The organism is Streptomyces coeruleorubidus (assembly GCF_028885415.1).
GTDB classification, from domain to species: Bacteria; Actinomycetota; Actinomycetes; order Streptomycetales; family Streptomycetaceae; genus Streptomyces; species Streptomyces coeruleorubidus_A.
In genome coordinates this window covers 6,268,228-6,284,875 of the sequence record NZ_CP118527.1, presented here as the reverse complement: position 1 = coordinate 6,284,875, position 16,648 = coordinate 6,268,228, and the positions used below count along the sequence as shown (strand labels likewise).

Genomic DNA, 16,648 nt, shown 5'->3' with positions numbered 1-16,648 from the left:
GGCCCGCCTGAACCGCAGTTGCCCCCGAGTTCACTCACGGCGAGGCACAGCTCTCCCAGCACCGTGCGTACATGGACGGGTGGCACGCCAAGTCGCCCGACTCGCCGGCGTCACGAGACGGACATCAAAGCCCGTAAGGCGGACCACCTGCTGTAGGCGTTGCCTGCGGCGCCCTGAGTCGGGCTGGTCAGCGGTTCAGGTCCATGACCCCGACCCCGAGCCCGGCATAAAGTTCCGGCGCGACAGTGGTCACGAGCCCTCCGTCGGGGAGCATCGGGTTCGGCCGCGCAGTATGTACGGCTGCCGCGACGCCGAAGCCGAGACCGTCGCGGCACAGCTCGGCAACGGTCACAGCCATCGCGTAGTCGTCATCGACGATACGGAGTACGTCCAGCAGCACACCGGCGTGAGCGACGATCCCCCCACGCTCGCGCTCAGCCTCAAGGAGGCACAGCACTGGCACCCACAGACGCACGTCATCGCTGGCCGCCGCCGCATGGATGAGACCGGAGACCTGCTTGTTGCCTCCCATTGCCAGGAGCGTGGCAGTGTCGAGGACATAGTGTTCAGTGAGGTTCAACGCGACGACTCCGCCTCGGCGAGCGCAGCCCGATGAGCGGCAGTGGCTTCACGCATCTTGCGTCGCATCTCCGCAGACTCCTCGTCCGTCACATAATGCCCGAACCGCTCGGCAAGCAGGGCGCGGGTGTGCTCGGCCCGTTCCTTGATCTGCTCGGGAGTCAGCGTCTGAGCAGCTATCTCCTGCATGAGGGCGCGCAGGCTGGTCCCTCGCGCCTCCGCCACGGCGGCGAGCTGGTCACGGACTTCGGCGGGCACACGAATCATGACGTCGGACATGCCGAGAGTATACGTGACGTATACGCCGAGCGCTTCTGTCCATGCCGCGCATGCCGGAAGCCCCCCTGTTCGCGGTTGTACGGGACGGGCCCCCGGCGTCCGAGCGGCGCTCAGCTCTCCGTGCGCGGGAAGGAGACCTCGACACGGCGGTTCTTCTTGCGGCCGGATTCCGTCGAGTTGTCCGCGATCGGGTACTGCTCGCCGTAGCCGCGGACCTCGTACGTGACGTTGGAGTCGTTCAGTTCCTGGTCCAGGACGTTCTGTACGGCGTCGGCGCGTTGCCTGGACAGGACGTCGCCGTGGGCGGAGGAACCGAGGTTGTCCGTGAAGCCGAAGACGCGGATCTTCGTCGCGTTCTGTGTCTTGATCTCCTCGGCGATGGTGGAGATACGGGCCTTCGCCTCGGCGCTGAGTTTCGCGCTGTCCTTGCCGAAGAGGACCTCGGCCTGGAGGGCGAACTTGACGTCGGCGTTGGTGTCTTCTCGGCGTTCGTCGCCGCTTTGGTCTTCTACGACCTGTTTGATGTCGAGGACCTTGGCGGCGGCCAGGGTGGCGCCCTCGGGGAGTTTGAGGTCGGGGTCGTTGGGGTCGACCTTGACGGGGGCGGAGGCGGAGGGCTCGGTGCCAGGGGGGACGCTGGGGCCTTCGTCGGCGTGGGTGGGCGCGGCGCCGTAGATGCTGGTTGTCACCATGATCGATACGACGGCGATGGGCAGGGCGAGGCGCGCTGCGGCCGTTCGCGCTGAGGAGCGGGTGTGGGTGTGAGTCACGGTGGCCTCACCCGGAGATCTGGATGGCCGCGCTGGCGAACAGCGGGAGCTGGAAGCTGAGTTCGGTGCTGCTCGACGGCGGTGCCGGGAACTGCAGGAACACGTCCATCGTTTCGCCCGGCTTGATGGACGTGAACCCCGTGGTCGTCAGCGGGCGCCCATCCGTGTCACGCAACACGTAATACCGCTTCTTGCCTTTGGAATCGACGAGCGTGGCACCACCGAGTGACCTGCCGTTGTTCATGATCTCGGTCTCATTGCCACTCAGCGCCGCCGGAATCACAGCGACCTCGGAGCCGTCGTTCTTCAGATCGCCGTTCACGGTGACGAACCCACCGGAGTCACGCACAGCAGAGGTGATCTGGAGGAGCAGGCCGTTCGGCCCCTTCAACTCGGCCAAGGGCTTGCTGGACTGCCCCTCCTGAGCACTCGGGTTGGACCCACTGCTCCGGGAAGCGGAGGGCGACGATTCCGGCTTGTCGTCGTCACCGCCCCCACCGCATCCCGCCACGCCGAGGGCCAGTCCGGCCGCAACGGTCAACGCGACCATCCCCCTGCGGGCCTTCCTAGTGAACCGAATACTCATGACTCTGCTTCCTTCATTCACTCGTCGTTCGCTTGTGAGTCGGCCAGATGGACGTCGAAGAGGTCCTCGGGTTTCGGGAGATCGGTGAGATCGTCCGGGCGCAGGTTCCAGTCCTTGTCGTCCTGGCAGACGAGCCGCGGCAGCACGTCGTCCCCGGCGTCCTCGGCCGGGGGCTTGAAGTCGCAGCGCGGCTCGATCACGGCAGTGGCGGAGGCACTCGCATGCCTGTTCTCCGTGCCAGGGAGGATCGAGTCTCCGACAGGCTCGTCGGCCTGGACATGGACCGTGTAACTGAGGGATGCGAGCTGCGGTTCACAGCCACCGGCGTTGTCATCCACATGCGCGCCGTTCTGCGATGCGAGCTGATACGCGCGCCAACAGCCGTCGAACTCCACCCCGTCACCATTGAAGATGTCACGCCACTTGGACGGGTCGAGTACTTCCTCAACCCACTTGCCCGCAAGTTTGTCCCGGGTGTCCTGGGCCGCCGCGAGGGCCGCCGCGTCGGCGGCCGTCTGGGCTCCGTTCCGATTCACCGCGGCCTGGCCGACCGCAAAGTAGGCGAACGCGAGGAAGAGCAGGCCCCCCACCACCACGAGGTAGATGGGGAAGACCTGCCCTGCGTCGCCGAACCTACGAGGTCGGATCAAGGAGCGACCTTGGCGATCTGCGCAGTCAGCTTGTCGACGATCGTCTGACCGATGTTCGTCCCGGCGATCAGCACCACGATCGCCACGACCACCGCGATGATGCCCAGGTACTCGACCGCGGTCTGCCCCTTGTCGCCGGCACGGCGCTGCATGGCTTCGACCGTGGTGTTCTTCCAGCCGTTGACGCGGACCTTGGTCGCAACGGCGGTCTTCAGCATCAAGTCGCTCATGATGTTCCCCTCCGGTTTCGGCGGTGTCGCTTTCGGCATGAGGAACGTACGCCTGGACGACCCGTCCGCCAGAGGGCCCCCGGGCCCAATTCCGGGCCCAATCGCGCGGGCCGAACCGGCTCTCCCCCCAGTCCGTCACCGCAGGTCACCCCAGTCCTCTACGTGAGTCCGGTGCCGTGCCGAGCCACTTGGCGGCGGCCTCGGAGCGGCTGGTGCTGTGGAGCTTGGCGAAGATGCGGTTGATGTGGTTCTTGACGGTCTTCTCGCTGATGAAGCAGGTGGCGGCGATCTGCTGGTTGGTCATGCCGGACGCGATGTGGTCCATGATCTCCGCCTCCCTCGTGCTGAGTTGGAACCGCGACCTGTCGGGAGCGGCCGGAGGGCCGCTCGTCCACCCAGACGAAGACTGTCCCACACATGGTTGCACTTGCGAAAGATTTTCTGAAGAACTGGGTGGAGATGGAATTCCGGGCAACGGCAAAGGTGCAGGCGATGAGGCTTGTTGGGATTGAGTATGCGATTTTGCGGACTCGGAAATTCCATATGCAGTCGCACTCGATGACCGGCCCAGCCCCTCCGGCAGGGGCGGAGTCGGTGCCTGGTCCTGGCGGAGTTGGGCCAGGAGGGCGCCCGCCGCCGTGGGGGTGAAGTGGGCCCGGCCCTCCTTGATGTCCCGTACGGCCTCGACCAGCTGGTTGGCCGTGAACTCGCCGTGGACCAGGTAGCCGCCGGCCCCTCGGCGGAGTGCCTCCTGGACGATCTCCGACTCCCTGCTGTACGTCAGCATCACGACGGGGGCGATCTGCACCAGGTACGGGAGGGCCGAGATGCCGTCCACGCCGGGCATGCGGACATCGAGGAGGACGACATCCGGGCGATGCCGGTGGGCGGCCTCGTAGGCCTGGCGGCCGTCGGCTGCCTCAGCTACGACCGTGATGTCCTCGCGGCCGCAGAGCAGTGCGGTGAGGCCGGCGCGGACCACGGGATTGTCGTCCGCCACGACAACACGCAGCGCGGCGGCTCGTTGGGCCGGTGGGAAGTCGCCGAACGGGTTCAGTGGCGGTTGGAGTGGCTGCTGAGAGTCGGGGCGGGGAGTCGGGTCCGGCATCGGTGCGGCCTCCTCTCGTGATGTGGGGACGGTTGCGGCGTACTCAGGCGTTGTTTGATCGCTGTGCGTTCGATGTCGTCAGAGCCGCCAGTGGAAGTTCCAGGCGGACCTCCGTGCCTCTGGGGTGGCTGCCGCGGCCTATGCGGATCCGGGCGCCCACCGAAGCGGCCCGCTCGACCATGCCGACCAGTCCGAAGTGTCCCGCCCGACGCAGCTGTTCGAGGGTCGTTCCCGGCGGGAGACCTCGACCGTCGTCGTACACGCTGATACGGAGGAGGTCGCCGTGGACACCCGCGTGGACGTCGACACGAGTGGGCTGCGCGTGACGGTGGGCGTTCTCCATGGCCTCCGAGGCGATGGTGAGGAGTTGGCGGGCCACGGCGGGTGGGACTGGAGGGACGGCCTCATCGCCAGTTGGGCGGTAGACGGCGGACAGGCCGGTGCGGCTGCTGAAGTCTCGGGTGCGGGCCGCGAGTTCCACGAGTACATCCGTGGCGTGGTCGGGGTCGGAGTCGCGGCGGAGGTCGGCGAGGAGTTCCCGGGACTCGGCGGCAGCGCGGCGGGCGGAGCGGGCGACGAGTTCGGCCTGCTGTTTCACCAGGTCCGCATCCATACGGTCGGCACCGGCTGAGCTTGCCAGGCCGTCGGCGGCGAGGGCCACGCCGTGCAAGGTCTTGGCGACCGAGTCGTGCATCTCACGGGCCAGGCGGGCACGTTCGGCGCTGACGGCCTCGGTCACGGCCAGTCGCGCCTGCACCGTCGTCAGAGCCTGTGTGGCTGCGCCGAAGCGGAGCATGAGGTTGCGCAGGCTCGAGCCCACAGCTCCGGCGATGACGCACAGGCCTGGGAGGAGAGACGCCTCGGCGATGCCGGCGTGCAGGTTCGCAGCGGTTGCGTAGACCAGCAGGAGAATCAGCGACTGGAGCGAGGCGAAGACGGCCGCGCCTCGCCAGCCGTAGACGAGGCCGGCGAGGAGGGGGGTGCAGACGCTGACGTAGGCGAGCGTGGTGTCGGGACCCGCGGAGATCAGGAGCAGGGAGCCGAAGAGGGTGTCCACGGCCAGGAGCGAGGGATGGCGCAGGAGGAGGGGGCCGAATCGTTCCCAGTCTCGGAAGAGAACGTAGGAGCCCATGAAGGTGACGACCACTGCGGCGGCCACCAGCCGGGTGGGCAGGCCTGGGTTGGCGTTGAGCAGTGCGGCGGGGGCAGCCAGGGCGATCATGGCCAGGCGGAAGCCGAAGACCTGGCGGCACATGGCCTGGAGGGCGTTGATCTGGATGGGGATGGCGGGGGTGTCTTGAGCGGCGGGTACGGGGTGGGACGCCCGGCCATCGGCCGGATCCGGGTTCCTGTCCGCACCGCTACGGCCTTCGTGGCCGGGCATGCGCGGCGCCTGGGGCGGTTGAGCGCGTTCGTCGCCCCCCGCACCGTTTGCGTGTGTCGCCGCCCCGCCGTTCGCCGCTGCCCTCGGCCCGCCCTTCGCATCCGCCGCCAGGCCGCCCCGCGCATCCGCCGCCGGCCGGTGGTGCCTGTCCGCCGTCGCCCGGTCATTGGTTCGCGTCGGCGGCCGGTCGTTCGCCGGTACCGCCGTCGGACGCTGTGTGGGCGGCGGCGTGGCGTCCGTCCGGGCCGCCGCCGCTTCCCGCCGAAGCCCCCGCCTGATCCGCACCGTCCGCTCGGGGACGGCATCCCCGCTTCCGTCGGGCCGGACGGCGTCCGCGGGGGCCGGGGCGTCTGCCGGGACCCACCCCGGTGGGAGGGCCGGTGTCGCGTACGTCACCGGGATGTCCGGGGCTCCCGTCCTCACGTGATCCGGCAGGACCGTGCCCGCCGGAGGTGTCGTGATCTCCGATGGCTTCGGACGGCGGCGCAGCAGCCTGGTCCGCTCCCTCGTCGTCGACATCCTGTCGCCCCCCGCCCTACTCGCCCATGATCGTGCTGAAGTCCGTGCCGGAACCGAGCAGCATCCCCGCGCCGAGGAGGATCATCGTGGCCGGGACCATGAACGTCGTGATCATCAACGTGGCCTTGGGAACCGCGCGTGCGGCCTTTCGGCGGGCGCTCTGCGCATCCGTGCGGCGCATGTCCTGGGCGAGCGCGACGAGGGTGTCCACGATCGGGGCGCCCAGCTCCTCACCCTGCTGCAGCGCCGTCACGAACATGGCCACCTGCTCCGAGTCATTTCGTCGCCGCAGCTCCGCGAAGGCTTCACGGCGGCTCATGCCGAGGTCCATCTGACGCAGGGTGATGCGGAGTTCGTCGGCCCACGGACCTTCGTACTTGGACGCGACGCGGTCCAGCGCCTGGCGGAAGCCGAGTCCCGCGCTGACCACGACGGCAAGGACGTCGAGGAAGTCCGGCAGTGTCCGCTCAATGGCGTCCTTGCGGATCCGGATCGCCGACCAGATGCCGACCTCGGCCCAGAATGCCGCGAAGGCGAACATGATCAGCGCGCTGAAGAGGCTTCCCTCGCTGAGCGCGATGAGACCGCCCAGTCCGCCGATCGCCCCGTACACCGCGCGCCGGGCCGCGTAGCGGTCGATGGTGAGACCGCCGGGGTTGCCGGCGAGGTCGATTTTGCGGCGGTACTTGGCGACCTGCTTGGGGCCCATCAGACGCAGGACGGCAGGCGCGTACCGCATGCCGAGCCGATCGACGAGCGAGCCCACGGCGCTGGTGCGGGACGAACCGACCTCCAGTGCCACCGCCAGGTCGCCTGGAAGTTTGGCCTCTGCGCGGTAGATGCGGAGGCCGGCGAAGATGCCCCACACGCTGAGGCCCATGACCAGTGCCAGCAGAAGTCCCATCGCGGCGCTCCTTCTCCAGTGACTCGGTGGCTCAGACGTCGATGCGGGAAAAGCGGCGGATGAGGAAGAACCCGATGGCGTAGAGGCCGAACGAGATGATCACGCAGGCCTGACCGACCGGCGACCCGGTCATGCGGTCCAGCGCTCCGTCCTCGATGGCGTTCAACAAGAACAAGGCGCCCACGCCCAGCACCGGCACCGCGTACGACGTCATGTTCACTTGCGACAACTGCGTCCGAACCTCCCGTCGCGTCTCCTTGCGCTCCTCCAGCGTCTCCGTCAGGTTCCGCAGCGCGCTCACCACCTGACCGCCCGCCCGGTTCGACAGCACCAGCGTGGTGACCAGGACGACGAGCTCGCGGGACGGCAGGCGGTCCGCCAGCTCGCCCAGTGCGTCGTCCATCGACGCGCCGACCGCCAACTGGGCCGCCACCTTGCCCAGTTCCTCGCCCGCGGGCGCCTCCAGTTCCTCCGCAGCCATCCCGATCGCCGTACGCAGTGCCAGTCCGGCCTGGGTGGCGTTGGCCAGGATCCTCGCCAGCTCGGGGAGCTGGTTGATGAATTTTTCGATGCGTTTCTGGCGTTGCCAGTTGAGGAACTGCACCGCCACCCAGATGCCCAGCAGGCCCGCGAGCGGGCCGAAGAAGGGGGCCAGGGCCACCTGGCCGATCAGCCACAGGCCGGCGACCGTGGCGAGCATGTAGACGAAGAACTCGCCCGGAGTGATGTCCAGGCCCGTCGCCGCCAGGCGGAGTTCGAGCTTCCTGCCCAGCTTGGTGCGGCGCAGGCGGCGGTCCAGATTGCGGAAGTGGCGGCGACGGCCGCCGACCGGTATCTGGCCGGTGGCCGACAGACGGTCGACGAGCGCCTGCCGCTGTGCCTTGCCCATGGCGTAGGAGTGCAGGCCCACGACCGCGAGGACGCAGGTCAGCAGGGTGATGCCGGTGGTGAGCGTGACGAGGGATTGCAGATCCATGGGGGCGGCTCTCTTCTCCTACCTGGCTTCTCGGGTGGCCAGCTCGTCCGCGGACTGGGCGATGCCGAAGGCCTGGGGGACGGGCTGACTCGCCATGTAGAGGCGGTCGGCGATGCGGCGTGGGAGCGGGAAGTATGCGAACGCCCCGTAGATGCGCCCGTCCGCCGCCATCGGCTGGGCATTGAAGCGGGCGACCGTGACCAGTCGGTACGGCTCGCTGCCGTGGCTTTCGAGCAGCGCGATCTCGGTGATACGGCGGGCGCCGTCCGCGAACCGGGTCAGCTGCACGATGACATCCACCGCGCTGTTGATCTGGTCGTGCAGCGCCACGAAGGGGATCTCCACGTCCGACATGGACGCCAGGGTCTGCAGCCGCATCAGCGCGTCCTCGGCGCTGTTGGCGTGGACGGTGGCGAGCGAGCCGTCGTGGCCCGTCGACATCGCCTGGAGCATGTCCAGCGACTCGCCGCCGCGGACCTCACCGACCACGATGCGGTCGGGGCGCATACGGAGGGAGTTGCGGACCAGGTCGCGGATGGTGACCTGGCCCTTGCCCTCGACGTTCGGCGGGCGGGACTCCAGGCGGATGACGTGGGCCTGCTGGAGCTGGAGTTCGGCGGAGTCCTCGATGGTGATGATGCGTTCGCCCTCGGGGATGAGTCCGGAGAGCGCGTTCAGCAGGGTCGTCTTTCCCGTGCCCGTCGCGCCCGAGACGATGACGTTGAACTTCGCCTGCACCAGGCCCGCCAGCAGGTACAGCATGTGCTCGTCGAGCGAGCCGAGGCCGATCAGCTCCTGGAGCGTGAAAGAGCGGGGGAAGCGGCGGATCGTGAGGGTGGCACCCGTCAGGGACAGGGGCGGGATGATGACGTTGACGCGCTCTCCGGAGGGGAGGCGGGCGTCGACCATCGGGTTCGACTCGTCCACGCGCCGGTTGACCGTCGAGACGATCCGCTCGATCGTCTGCATGAGCTGGTCGTTGGAGGCGAAGCGCAGGGGCAGTTGCTCGACCCGGCCGCCGCGCTCCACGAAGATGGCGTCCGGGCCGTTCACCATGATCTCCGTGATGGAGGCGTCCTCCAGGAGCGGTTCCAGGATGCCCAGGCCCAGCGCCTCGTCGACCACCCTGCGGATCAGCTGCGAGCGCTCCACCGTCGACAGGACCGGGCCCTCGCGGCTGATGATGTGCCCGAGCACCCGCTCCAGCCGTGCCCGGCGCTCGGCGGCGGCCAGCGAACTCATCTCCGCGAGGTCGATCTCCTCCAGGAGCTTGGCCCGGTAGGAGGCGACCATGTGGCCGTCCTCGCCCCGGTTTCCGTTCTCCTCCGGGGAGTTGATGCGTGCTCGCAGGCTCATGGGTCCGGTGCTCCTCGTTCGCCGATGGTCAGTGGTCGAGCGGCATCGTGGCGGTCTTGCGCGCCGGGTCGAATTCCCAGCCGGGGACGAGGGAGGGGATGGTGACGGTGGCGGTGACCGTGACCTCCTCGCCCGACTCCGCACCCGAGCAGGAGGTCCTGTCGGCCAGCCAGTCGCTGACCGCGTTCGCGCAGGCCTGCTGCGCGGTTCCGGGGTCCAGCGAGGCACTGCGCGCTCCCGCCCGCGCCGCCGTCCCCGCCTGCTGCGCCGTGTAGGCGATCAGGCCGAGTTGTACGGCTGCCATGGCGACGAGCAGCAGGATCGGGAGGAACCCGAGGTACTCGAGGGCGACCTGGCCGCGATCGCGCACTTTACGGTCGTACGACATCTCACTTCGCCTCCTCGACCGCACCCGCGTGGCCCTTGACCGTGAACGGGAAGGCGATCGTGCCCGGGAAGAGGACGGGGACCTGGAGCTTGACGTCGGAGGTGAGGTAACCGGAGCCGGAGCCCCCGCAGCTCACCTCGGCGCCGGACCGCCACGCGTCCGACAGCTTGTCCAGTCCCGCCTGTTGGCACTTGCCCTCACGGTCGTACTCCGCCGCCGTCGCCGCCCGCACCGCCTCGTCCGCGGCATTCCCCGCGAGCGTGAACGTGTATCCCACCAGCACGAGCTGCCACAGCACCACCAGCGTCACGATGATCGTCGGTGTCATACCGAGGAACTCGATGGTGACCTGTCCCCGGTCCCGCTCCCGCTCCCGCTCCCGCGCCAAGGGCGCCCGCATCCTCATCCCCCTCCGTCCCTCCTCCGCCGAAAGCTCACAGCCCCCCGGTCCCCACCCCGGAACCTCCCCGCCTTCTGTGCCCCCTCGGAGACCTTGACCAGACCCAGCTCGCCCGCCAGGCCCCACAGCGCCTGCTTCACCGCACTCTTGCTCTCCAGCTCGTGAACCCGGCCCGCGTCCACGACGCTCTGCAGTTCCTTGAAGTTGGCGGGGATCGCGGTGGCCGCGACCGCCGTGCCGGTGATCTTCTGGATCAGCGGCGGCTGGATCTCCGTACCGCGGCTGTGCCGGTTGACGACGACGGTCGTCTCCTCCGCCTTGCGGATCTGCAACCGGTCCCACATCCGCACCGCCCGCTTGGCACCCCGCACCGCGACCACGTCCGGGGTGGTGATCAGCAACGCCCTGTCCGCCATCTCCACGGCCGCCGCCCCCGCCCCGCTCAGCTGGGCGCCGCAGTCGATGACGACGACCTCGTAGCGGGAGCGCAGGGCGCTGACGATCTGGCGGGCGGCGCGGTCGGTGACGTCCTCGCCGCGTTCGCCCTCGGCGGGGGCGAGCAGCAGTGCGACGCCGGTGTCGTGGCGGAAGACCGCGTCGGCCAGGACGCGCGGGGAGATGTCCGTGATGGCGGCCAGGTCGACGACGGAGCGGCGGAACTGGACGTCCAGGTAGGAGGCGATGTCGCCGGTCTGGAGGTCCATGTCGACCAGGGCCGTGCTGCGGCCGGAGGCCTGGGCGGCGAGGGCCAGCTGGATCGCCGTCAGGGTCGCGCCCACGCCGCCCTTGGCGCCGCTGACCGTGACGACCGTTCCGCCGACGCCGGTGAACACGTCGCCGCCGGCGCCCAGGTGCCGTCGTACGCCGACCGACCACTGGGCGACCGCCTGGACGCGGCTCGCGAGTTCCTCGTAGCTGAGCGGGAGGGCGACGAGGCCGCGGGCGCCGTAGTCCATGGCTGCCTGGAAGAGGCCGGGGCTCGCGTCGGAGGTGACGAGGATGACGCCGACGGCCGGGAAGCGCAGGGCGACTTCGCGGATCAGCTCCAGCGCGGGGACCGGGCCGATGCGCTCGTGCACGACCACGACCTCGGGCAGTTCGTCGACGGACTCGGCGGCCAGCCGCGCGAGGGTGTCGATGAGCTGGGTGGAGTCGACCACCGGGGCCACCGGCTCGGCGTCCGGGAGCTGGCTGAGCAGCGTCGTGATCGACCGGACCGCGTCCGCGTCACCGACTGCCGGGAGGATCCTCGTGGGCATGCGAGCCTCTCACTTGTCCTTCGCGAGTTCGTACGTCCGGTCCTGCTCGGGGACGGTGGTGTCGCTGCCGGGCGCGACCAGGGCGAGCCGGACCCGCTGGGCGAACGACTCGGCGTAGGTGATGCGCTGGGCGTCGAGGGCGGACAGCGCGAAGGTGATGGGGACGGCGTCGGTGGCCTGCCGGGTGCGGTTGTTCTCGTCCGGTTTCAGCGCGGTGAGCTCGCCGACGTCGATGACCTTGGCGTTGGTCACGATGATCTTCGACTGGTCGGGGTCCCCCTCGCGCTCGCCCTCGAAGGTGGCGTAGACGTTGACCGAGGAGCCGGGCGTGATCTTGCCGGCCACGCCGGTCGCCGCGTCGATCATGATGGCGACCTCCTGCTGGCCGGGCTGGAGGGCCGGCTGGCGGACGATCATGTCGGACTGGAGCAGGGAGCCCGCTTGCAGCCTGGTCACGGCGATCTTGCCCTGGATCTCGCGCAGGTCGGTGACCGCGTTGTCCGACAGCCACCGTTCGGGCATCTTGATCTTCTCGAACTGGCCCGTGCTGAGGGTGGTGTAGGGCGGCACGTCGGACTTCAGCCGGTAGGCGGTGACCTCGGGGCCCACCTTGGACTTCACGTCACTGATGACGGACAGCACGCCGGTGAAGGCGCCGAGGGCGCAGACGACCGACAGGAGCAGGAGAATCACGCCGCGGCGCTGACGGGAATTCATGAACCGTACAACCTCGTTGGGGATATCGGTCGAGCGGGAACGGAGCAGTGCTGACGAGCGGTGCAAGGGCTGTCAGGGCGGTCAGGGCTCATCCGACGGCCGTTCGGTTCTCCAGCTGCTTGAGGGGTGGGCTGTCGTGGACGGGCGGCGTGGCCGAGCAGAACACGCAGCGGTCGCCGATGACGTCGATGCCGCACCAGTGGCAGCGGGTCCGCCGTACGGAGGTGACCAGCTGGTAGAGGACCGACAGGTCGGGCAGGTAGCTGCAGAACTCGATCAGCTTGCCGGTGCCCCACCAGCCGGGTGATTCGGCCGGGAGAGGGGTCTCGCGCAGGCCCTGCACCTTCCAGGACGGGGCGAGGGTGCCGGTGACCCAGTCGGACTGGAGCTGGCCCTTGGCGAGAAGCATCCAGGTGCCGAACTCGGGGCCGGGGAGGGCGGCTTCGGGGGTGATCCTGACGAGCTGCGGTTCGGGGTGGGCGAGGACGCCGAACTGGCTGCCGGGCACCCAGGACTTGGCGTGCGCCTTCAGGCCGACGGGGACGTGGTCGAGCCGGGCGACGGAGTTGAGCAGCGCCCCGGCGTGGATGTAGTGGACGAGCAGCCGCCCGGCCGAGGCGAGCACGCCGGGGCTGATGTCGCAGGACGCGAGCTGTCGTAACTGGCGGGCCAGGACGGCGAGTCCGAGCGGGGGCAGGTCGGGGCGGAAGAGGGCGATCCGGTCGCTCTCCATGAGGGAGCGCAGGGTGTGCAGCCGTCGCTGCACGGCGGTGGGCGCGGCCTGTGAGCAGACCACGATCACATGCCCGTGGTGCTCGACCAGGGCCTGCATTTCGGCGAGCGCCTGTTCCAGGGGGCGCCGGTCGACGTCCCGCAGCACGACGGCGGGCAGGGTGCGTTCGTCCTGTGGCGGCAGTGCCATGTCGGCACTGGTCACGGCAATGGCAGTTGGCACGCGCAGCTCCCCGTTTCCCCATGCCCGTCGGCGCGCCGGGTGTTACTCCCGCACGCCTCGGTGACTTCACTGCGTGACTACCTCAGCACTGTATCCACGGCTCTGTGACCGGAGAACAGCGTTTGTGTAGCTGGAGAGCAACTGCCGTTGCACAAGATGCGCCAAAACGGGGCAGGTTGAGCATCTTGCCGGTCGTCGGCGCGGCGCGGGCGGTCCCGGGCGGGGGACTCAGAGGGCCCAGTGTTGACGGTGGGTCTCCGTTTGGGCCCTGAGGCCCACGCCATCCGGAGCGACGGGTACCTACGCTCGCCGTCCAAGGCACGCGGCTCGGGCAAGGAGGGTGCCGTATGGCTCGCGGGGGCGGCATACGGACGTACGGACACGGACCGGTCTTCGATGACCGGGGCGCGACCGGGACCGAGTACCTCGGCATGGTCGTCGTCAGCGCCGCGATCGTCCTGGCCGTCTCGGCCACCGGCGTCGGTCAGCTCATCCACGACAAGATCGCCGCGCAGATCTGCAGGGTGGCCGGCGACGGCAACTGCGGGCCGGGCGGGACCGGGCCGGGCAAGCCCCTCACCGACGCCGACTTCGAACCGGCGCTGTGCCAGGTCTCCTCCGTCACCGACAAGGCGGGCTCCAAGGCGAAGATCTTCTTCTGGGAGATCGGCAAGGAGTACGGCTTCCAGGAGCAGCACATCAAGGCGAACACGGACGTCAACGGCGACGGCAAGGTCGACGACGAGGACCAGCTCGTCTACCTGACCTTCACGGACGCCGCGTCCGTCGCCGCGAAGAAGGACTTCAAACCCGGTATGAAGGTGGGCCGGTTCGGCGCCGACAAGGTGGAGCTCGGGCTCGGGATCAAGGTCACCAACGGCGACACCTGGGTCTTCCAGAGCCCCGAGGAGGCCCAGCGGTTCCGGGACGACGTGGAGAAGCTCCAGATGTACGAGATGCGGCGGACCATGCCGGGCGGCGCGGAGGCGAGCCTCGGCGACAGCATCGCCTATCTCTTCGGGAAGGGGCCGCTCAAGGACGAGGAGGACACCCAGAACCGGATCAAGGAGAACCTCGGCGACAACCGGAAGATCACCTACGGCAAGGTGGGTCTGGAGGCCTCGGCGTCGGCGGGCCTGAAGATCTCGGCGGGCGACGAGAAGAAGCTAGGCGCCGCGCTCGGCGGCACCTTCAAGTACTCCCCCGACGTCACCTGGACCGACAACGCCTACAAGAACACCAAGTCGTACACGTACTCCTCGTCCATCGAGTACGGCTCCAAGGTGGGCTACGAGGCGGGCCCGCTCAGCGGCGAGTACGCGGCGAACACGACGCAGACCGGCACCATCACGGTCACCTACGACAAGGAGACCAACAAGCTGGTCCGCGTCGACATGACCCGGACCGTCGAGGAGGGCGGTCAGAAGGACGGCGCCAAGGCCGGCGGCGACAACGGCAGGAAGGACGGCGACAAGCGGGGCGGGAACGCCGGTGTGAAGGGCACGGACTCGCAGACCGGCATCGAGATCGTCACCAACTCCGTCAGCTTCGACCCCGGCCCCGAGGGCGACGCGGACCGGGCGGTCGCCGAGCGGTGGCTGGACAGCAACAACGAGCAGGTCGCCACGCCCTTCCAGTACATGTTCGACGACCACGCGCCGACGACCCGCCCGGGCGCCGGCGACCCCTTCGGACAGCTGATGTTCGACAAGGGCAGGTCGAGCCGGATGACGTACACCGGCGAGGTGAACGCGGCCGAGTACGGATTCGAGTTGAATCTCGGGCTCAGTCTGGGCATGACGATCAGCACGGAGAAGAAGTCGGAGACACTGACCGACGCCCAGTTCCTGGGTGCGCCCCGCGGGGACGGTCGCTCCTATCTTCCCTACAGCTACTGTGCGAACTGACGAGACGGAGCCCAAGCCGATGAAGACCCGCCGTGCCCATCTGGCCGCCGCCCTGCTGACGACCGCCGTGGCCCTGACCGGCTGCGCGAGCTCCGAGGCGGGCTCGGTGCCCGACGGTTGGGGCACCCTGAGGACCAAGGGCGTCGACGTCTCGTACCCGAAGGGCTACGAGGAGCAGGGCGCCGGCGAACGCGGCAGGCACAACGCGGCGGCTGCGGTGCGCACGGAAGGCGGCAGGAAGGTCTCGGTCATCACCGTGCAGCTCGGCTTCACCGAGGCGAACTCCGCCGAGCAGGCCGCGATCGCCGCCGAGGCGGGCATCCAGATGGGCGCGGACGTCAAGGGCCACAAGGACGTGGAGCTGGCCGGCGCGGACGAGGCGAAGCGGATCGACTTCACCTTCAAGGCGACCGGCGAGGACGGCGGCCCGCCGAAGGGCACCCCGGTCGGGGGCGTGATCCTGGCCGGGCTGGACTCGACCGACTCCGCCTTCGCGGTCCGGATCGACGCGCAGCGGGGTTCCCTGCCGGACGGGGACCTGGACCGGATCATCGACTCGGTCGAGGTGCACTAGCCATGGAGGTGCCGGGCGCCGGTTACGTCGTACTCGCGCTGCTCGTGGCGCTGTTCGGCGCGCTGTCGTGGAAGTACGCGCGGCGGCTGGTGACGGTGACGCGGGTACTGCGGGGCGGGGTGCGGGCGGAGGGCGAGTGCGTCCGGGTGGAGACGGAGCCGTACCACCGCTCGGACGCCAGGCGGCACTTCTTCGCCTTCCGTACGGCCGACGGCACGCCGGTCGAGTTCGAGGACCTGGCGGGCTGGTCGACGACGAAGGGCACCCGGGTCACCGTCACCTACGACCCGCGCGATCCGCAGGGCACGGCGACGGTGGCGGGCCGGGGCAGCTGGTCCCCGGTGCTCCAGGCTCTCGCCCTGGTCGCGGGCTGCGGCATGGCCGCGCTGGGCTTCGCGGTCCTGCTCTACTTCGAGATCTTCGGGAGCGGTTGATGGCGCTCGTCCGCTGCTGGGCCGTCGGCATCGTGGTCCTGGTCGTCAGCGAGTACGTCCAGATGACTCTGGTGTACGGCCCGTTGGTCGGCCCGCGGGGCGTCGGCTCGTTCGGTGCCGCGCTGGCGCTGGTGCACCTGCCGAACCTGGTGTGTGTCGTGCTCGCCACGTGGGCGGCGGCGCGGGTGCATCCGGAGCCGTGGCGTCAGATGCCGGTGCGGCATCTGGCGGCGGCGTGCGCGGTTCCGGCGGCGGCGCAGGTGCTGCTGCTGGCGCTGCGGCCGGGTGTGCTGGACCCGGCGGGGCCGGCGTTGTGGATGTCGACGGGTGTGCTGCTGGCGGGGTGTGCGATGGGGCTGCTGCTGGACAGGTTGGTCTGGGCCTCTTGACAGTGGTGTCGGTCTGGATGCACGGCGGCGTACTACGCGGACGAGGTGTCGGTGTTCGGCCCCGACGGGGGCGGCGGCACGGACCCGGGCCCGACGGATCCCGGCCGCGCCGAGCGGTCTGAACGTCTCGGGTACGACGTCCTCGTCGGTGTCGTCGGCGTGGAACGCGGTCTCCGGCGCGACGGGTTACACCGTCTACCGCGACGGCACGCAGGTGGCGGCGGTCTCGCACGTCCGCCACGGTGACCGGCCTGGCGGCCTCGACGTCGTACTCCTTCCTCGCA

The 16,648-nt window shown here is 69.2% G+C and carries 20 protein-coding genes and 1 pseudogene; 5 read left to right on the top strand and 16 right to left on the bottom strand.

Annotated elements, in window-relative coordinates; genetic code table 11:
* Positions 1-187: 187 nt before the first annotated feature.
* The 16 genes from PV963_RS29370 to PV963_RS29295 form a co-directional block, all read right to left on the bottom strand.
* Entirely contained in the window at positions 188-580 is a 393-nt protein-coding gene (locus PV963_RS29370; protein WP_274818949.1) for a hypothetical protein, read from the bottom strand.
* The gene (locus PV963_RS29365; protein WP_184590968.1) at positions 577-858 is read right to left on the bottom strand and encodes an Arc family DNA-binding protein; all 282 of its coding nucleotides are present in this window, start codon (positions 856-858) and stop codon (positions 577-579) included. Before PV963_RS29365 ends, PV963_RS29370 begins: the two co-directional genes overlap by 4 nt.
* 110 nt (positions 859-968) lie before the next feature.
* Positions 969-1,550, bottom strand: coding sequence for an OmpA family protein (locus PV963_RS29360; RefSeq protein WP_274822149.1), 582 nt, complete (start codon positions 1,548-1,550; stop codon positions 969-971).
* 85 nt (positions 1,551-1,635) lie between these two features.
* Positions 1,636-2,214: a hypothetical protein gene (locus tag PV963_RS29355; protein WP_274822148.1), complete on the bottom strand. Its 579-nt coding sequence runs from the start codon at positions 2,212-2,214 to the stop codon at positions 1,636-1,638.
* A 17-nt stretch (positions 2,215-2,231) separates the two neighbouring features.
* Positions 2,232-2,864, bottom strand: a complete 633-nt coding sequence (locus tag PV963_RS29350; protein ID WP_274818947.1) for a pilus assembly protein TadG-related protein — start codon at positions 2,862-2,864, stop codon at positions 2,232-2,234.
* Entirely contained in the window at positions 2,861-3,094 is a 234-nt protein-coding gene (locus PV963_RS29345) for a hypothetical protein (protein ID WP_086602821.1), read from the bottom strand. Before PV963_RS29345 ends, PV963_RS29350 begins: the two co-directional genes overlap by 4 nt.
* Positions 3,095-3,239: 145 nt before the next feature.
* Positions 3,240-4,202, bottom strand: coding sequence for a response regulator transcription factor (locus PV963_RS29340; RefSeq protein ID WP_274818944.1), 963 nt, complete (start codon positions 4,200-4,202; stop codon positions 3,240-3,242).
* Between the two features lie 43 nt (positions 4,203-4,245).
* Positions 4,246-5,586 carry a sensor histidine kinase gene (locus PV963_RS29335; RefSeq protein WP_342456407.1) on the bottom strand — a complete coding sequence of 447 codons (1,341 nt, stop codon included), beginning with the start codon at positions 5,584-5,586 and terminating at the stop codon, positions 4,246-4,248.
* 535 nt (positions 5,587-6,121) lie between these two features.
* Positions 6,122-7,009 (bottom strand): DUF5936 domain-containing protein, encoded by an 888-nt coding sequence (locus tag PV963_RS29330; protein ID WP_274818942.1) that lies wholly within the window; start codon positions 7,007-7,009, stop codon positions 6,122-6,124.
* A 31-nt stretch (positions 7,010-7,040) separates the two neighbouring features.
* The gene (locus PV963_RS29325; RefSeq protein WP_274818941.1) at positions 7,041-7,985 is read right to left on the bottom strand and encodes a type II secretion system F family protein; all 945 of its coding nucleotides are present in this window, start codon (positions 7,983-7,985) and stop codon (positions 7,041-7,043) included.
* 18 nt (positions 7,986-8,003) lie between these two features.
* Positions 8,004-9,341 (bottom strand): CpaF family protein, encoded by a 1,338-nt coding sequence (locus tag PV963_RS29320; RefSeq protein ID WP_274818940.1) that lies wholly within the window; start codon positions 9,339-9,341, stop codon positions 8,004-8,006.
* 28 nt (positions 9,342-9,369) lie between these two features.
* A complete protein-coding gene (locus PV963_RS29315; RefSeq protein WP_274818939.1) occupies positions 9,370-9,729 on the bottom strand; it encodes a TadE/TadG family type IV pilus assembly protein in 360 nt (119 codons plus the stop codon).
* 1 nt (position 9,730) lies between these two features.
* Positions 9,731-10,135, bottom strand: a complete 405-nt coding sequence (locus PV963_RS29310) for a pilus assembly protein (protein ID WP_274818938.1) — start codon at positions 10,133-10,135, stop codon at positions 9,731-9,733.
* Positions 10,132-11,388, bottom strand: coding sequence for an AAA family ATPase (locus tag PV963_RS29305; protein ID WP_274818936.1), 1,257 nt, complete (start codon positions 11,386-11,388; stop codon positions 10,132-10,134). Before PV963_RS29305 ends, PV963_RS29310 begins: the two co-directional genes overlap by 4 nt.
* A 9-nt stretch (positions 11,389-11,397) precedes the next feature.
* Positions 11,398-12,105: a Flp pilus assembly protein CpaB gene (cpaB, locus tag PV963_RS29300; protein WP_274818934.1), complete on the bottom strand. Its 708-nt coding sequence runs from the start codon at positions 12,103-12,105 to the stop codon at positions 11,398-11,400.
* An 88-nt stretch (positions 12,106-12,193) separates the two neighbouring features.
* Complete coding sequence (locus PV963_RS29295; RefSeq protein ID WP_274822146.1) at positions 12,194-13,027, bottom strand: hypothetical protein; 834 nt, start codon at positions 13,025-13,027, stop codon at positions 12,194-12,196.
* 380 nt (positions 13,028-13,407) lie between these two features.
* Here PV963_RS29295 and PV963_RS29290 point away from each other — a divergent pair, with 380 nt between their 5' ends.
* The 5 genes and pseudogenes from PV963_RS29290 to PV963_RS29270 all read left to right on the top strand — a co-directional run.
* Positions 13,408-14,967, top strand: coding sequence for a hypothetical protein (locus PV963_RS29290; RefSeq protein ID WP_274818932.1), 1,560 nt, complete (start codon positions 13,408-13,410; stop codon positions 14,965-14,967).
* Positions 14,968-14,986: 19 nt separating this feature from the next.
* Positions 14,987-15,541 carry a hypothetical protein gene (locus tag PV963_RS29285; protein ID WP_274818930.1) on the top strand — a complete coding sequence of 185 codons (555 nt, stop codon included), beginning with the start codon at positions 14,987-14,989 and terminating at the stop codon, positions 15,539-15,541.
* Positions 15,542-15,543: 2 nt separating this feature from the next.
* Positions 15,544-15,975 carry a DUF3592 domain-containing protein gene (locus PV963_RS29280; RefSeq protein WP_274818928.1) on the top strand — a complete coding sequence of 144 codons (432 nt, stop codon included), beginning with the start codon at positions 15,544-15,546 and terminating at the stop codon, positions 15,973-15,975.
* Positions 15,975-16,364: a hypothetical protein gene (locus PV963_RS29275; RefSeq protein WP_274818927.1), complete on the top strand. Its 390-nt coding sequence runs from the start codon at positions 15,975-15,977 to the stop codon at positions 16,362-16,364. Before PV963_RS29280 ends, PV963_RS29275 begins: the two co-directional genes overlap by 1 nt.
* A 24-nt stretch (positions 16,365-16,388) precedes the next feature.
* Positions 16,389-16,642 (top strand): annotated as a pseudogene (locus tag PV963_RS29270) (fibronectin type III domain-containing protein); the annotation flags it as partial.
* Between the last annotated feature and the right edge of the window lie 6 nt (positions 16,643-16,648).

Excerpts from the sequence above, each read along its gene's own strand:
- PV963_RS29365 (WP_184590968.1), bottom strand. The coding sequence starts at position 858 with ATGTCCGACGTCATGATTCGTGTGCCCGCCGAAGTCCGTGACCAGCTC.
- PV963_RS29360 (WP_274822149.1), bottom strand. The coding sequence starts at position 1,550 with ATGGTGACAACCAGCATCTACGGCGCCGCGCCCACCCACGCCGACGAA.
- PV963_RS29355 (WP_274822148.1), bottom strand. The coding sequence starts at position 2,214 with ATGAGTATTCGGTTCACTAGGAAGGCCCGCAGGGGGATGGTCGCGTTG.
- PV963_RS29345 (WP_086602821.1), bottom strand. The coding sequence starts at position 3,094 with ATGAGCGACTTGATGCTGAAGACCGCCGTTGCGACCAAGGTCCGCGTC.
- PV963_RS29340 (WP_274818944.1), bottom strand. The coding sequence starts at position 4,202 with ATGCCGGACCCGACTCCCCGCCCCGACTCTCAGCAGCCACTCCAACCG.
- PV963_RS29335 (WP_342456407.1), bottom strand. The coding sequence starts at position 5,586 with ATGCCCGGCCACGAAGGCCGTAGCGGTGCGGACAGGAACCCGGATCCG.
- PV963_RS29330 (WP_274818942.1), bottom strand. The coding sequence starts at position 7,009 with ATGGGACTTCTGCTGGCACTGGTCATGGGCCTCAGCGTGTGGGGCATC.
- PV963_RS29325 (WP_274818941.1), bottom strand. The coding sequence starts at position 7,985 with ATGGATCTGCAATCCCTCGTCACGCTCACCACCGGCATCACCCTGCTG.
- PV963_RS29320 (WP_274818940.1), bottom strand. The coding sequence starts at position 9,341 with ATGAGCCTGCGAGCACGCATCAACTCCCCGGAGGAGAACGGAAACCGG.
- PV963_RS29315 (WP_274818939.1), bottom strand. The coding sequence starts at position 9,729 with ATGTCGTACGACCGTAAAGTGCGCGATCGCGGCCAGGTCGCCCTCGAG.
- PV963_RS29310 (WP_274818938.1), bottom strand. The coding sequence starts at position 10,135 with ATGAGGATGCGGGCGCCCTTGGCGCGGGAGCGGGAGCGGGAGCGGGAC.
- PV963_RS29305 (WP_274818936.1), bottom strand. The coding sequence starts at position 11,388 with ATGCCCACGAGGATCCTCCCGGCAGTCGGTGACGCGGACGCGGTCCGG.
- cpaB (WP_274818934.1), bottom strand. The coding sequence starts at position 12,105 with ATGAATTCCCGTCAGCGCCGCGGCGTGATTCTCCTGCTCCTGTCGGTC.
- PV963_RS29295 (WP_274822146.1), bottom strand. The coding sequence starts at position 13,027 with ATGGCACTGCCGCCACAGGACGAACGCACCCTGCCCGCCGTCGTGCTG.
- PV963_RS29290 (WP_274818932.1), top strand. The coding sequence starts at position 13,408 with ATGGCTCGCGGGGGCGGCATACGGACGTACGGACACGGACCGGTCTTC.
- PV963_RS29285 (WP_274818930.1), top strand. The coding sequence starts at position 14,987 with ATGAAGACCCGCCGTGCCCATCTGGCCGCCGCCCTGCTGACGACCGCC.
- PV963_RS29280 (WP_274818928.1), top strand. The coding sequence starts at position 15,544 with ATGGAGGTGCCGGGCGCCGGTTACGTCGTACTCGCGCTGCTCGTGGCG.
- PV963_RS29275 (WP_274818927.1), top strand. The coding sequence starts at position 15,975 with ATGGCGCTCGTCCGCTGCTGGGCCGTCGGCATCGTGGTCCTGGTCGTC.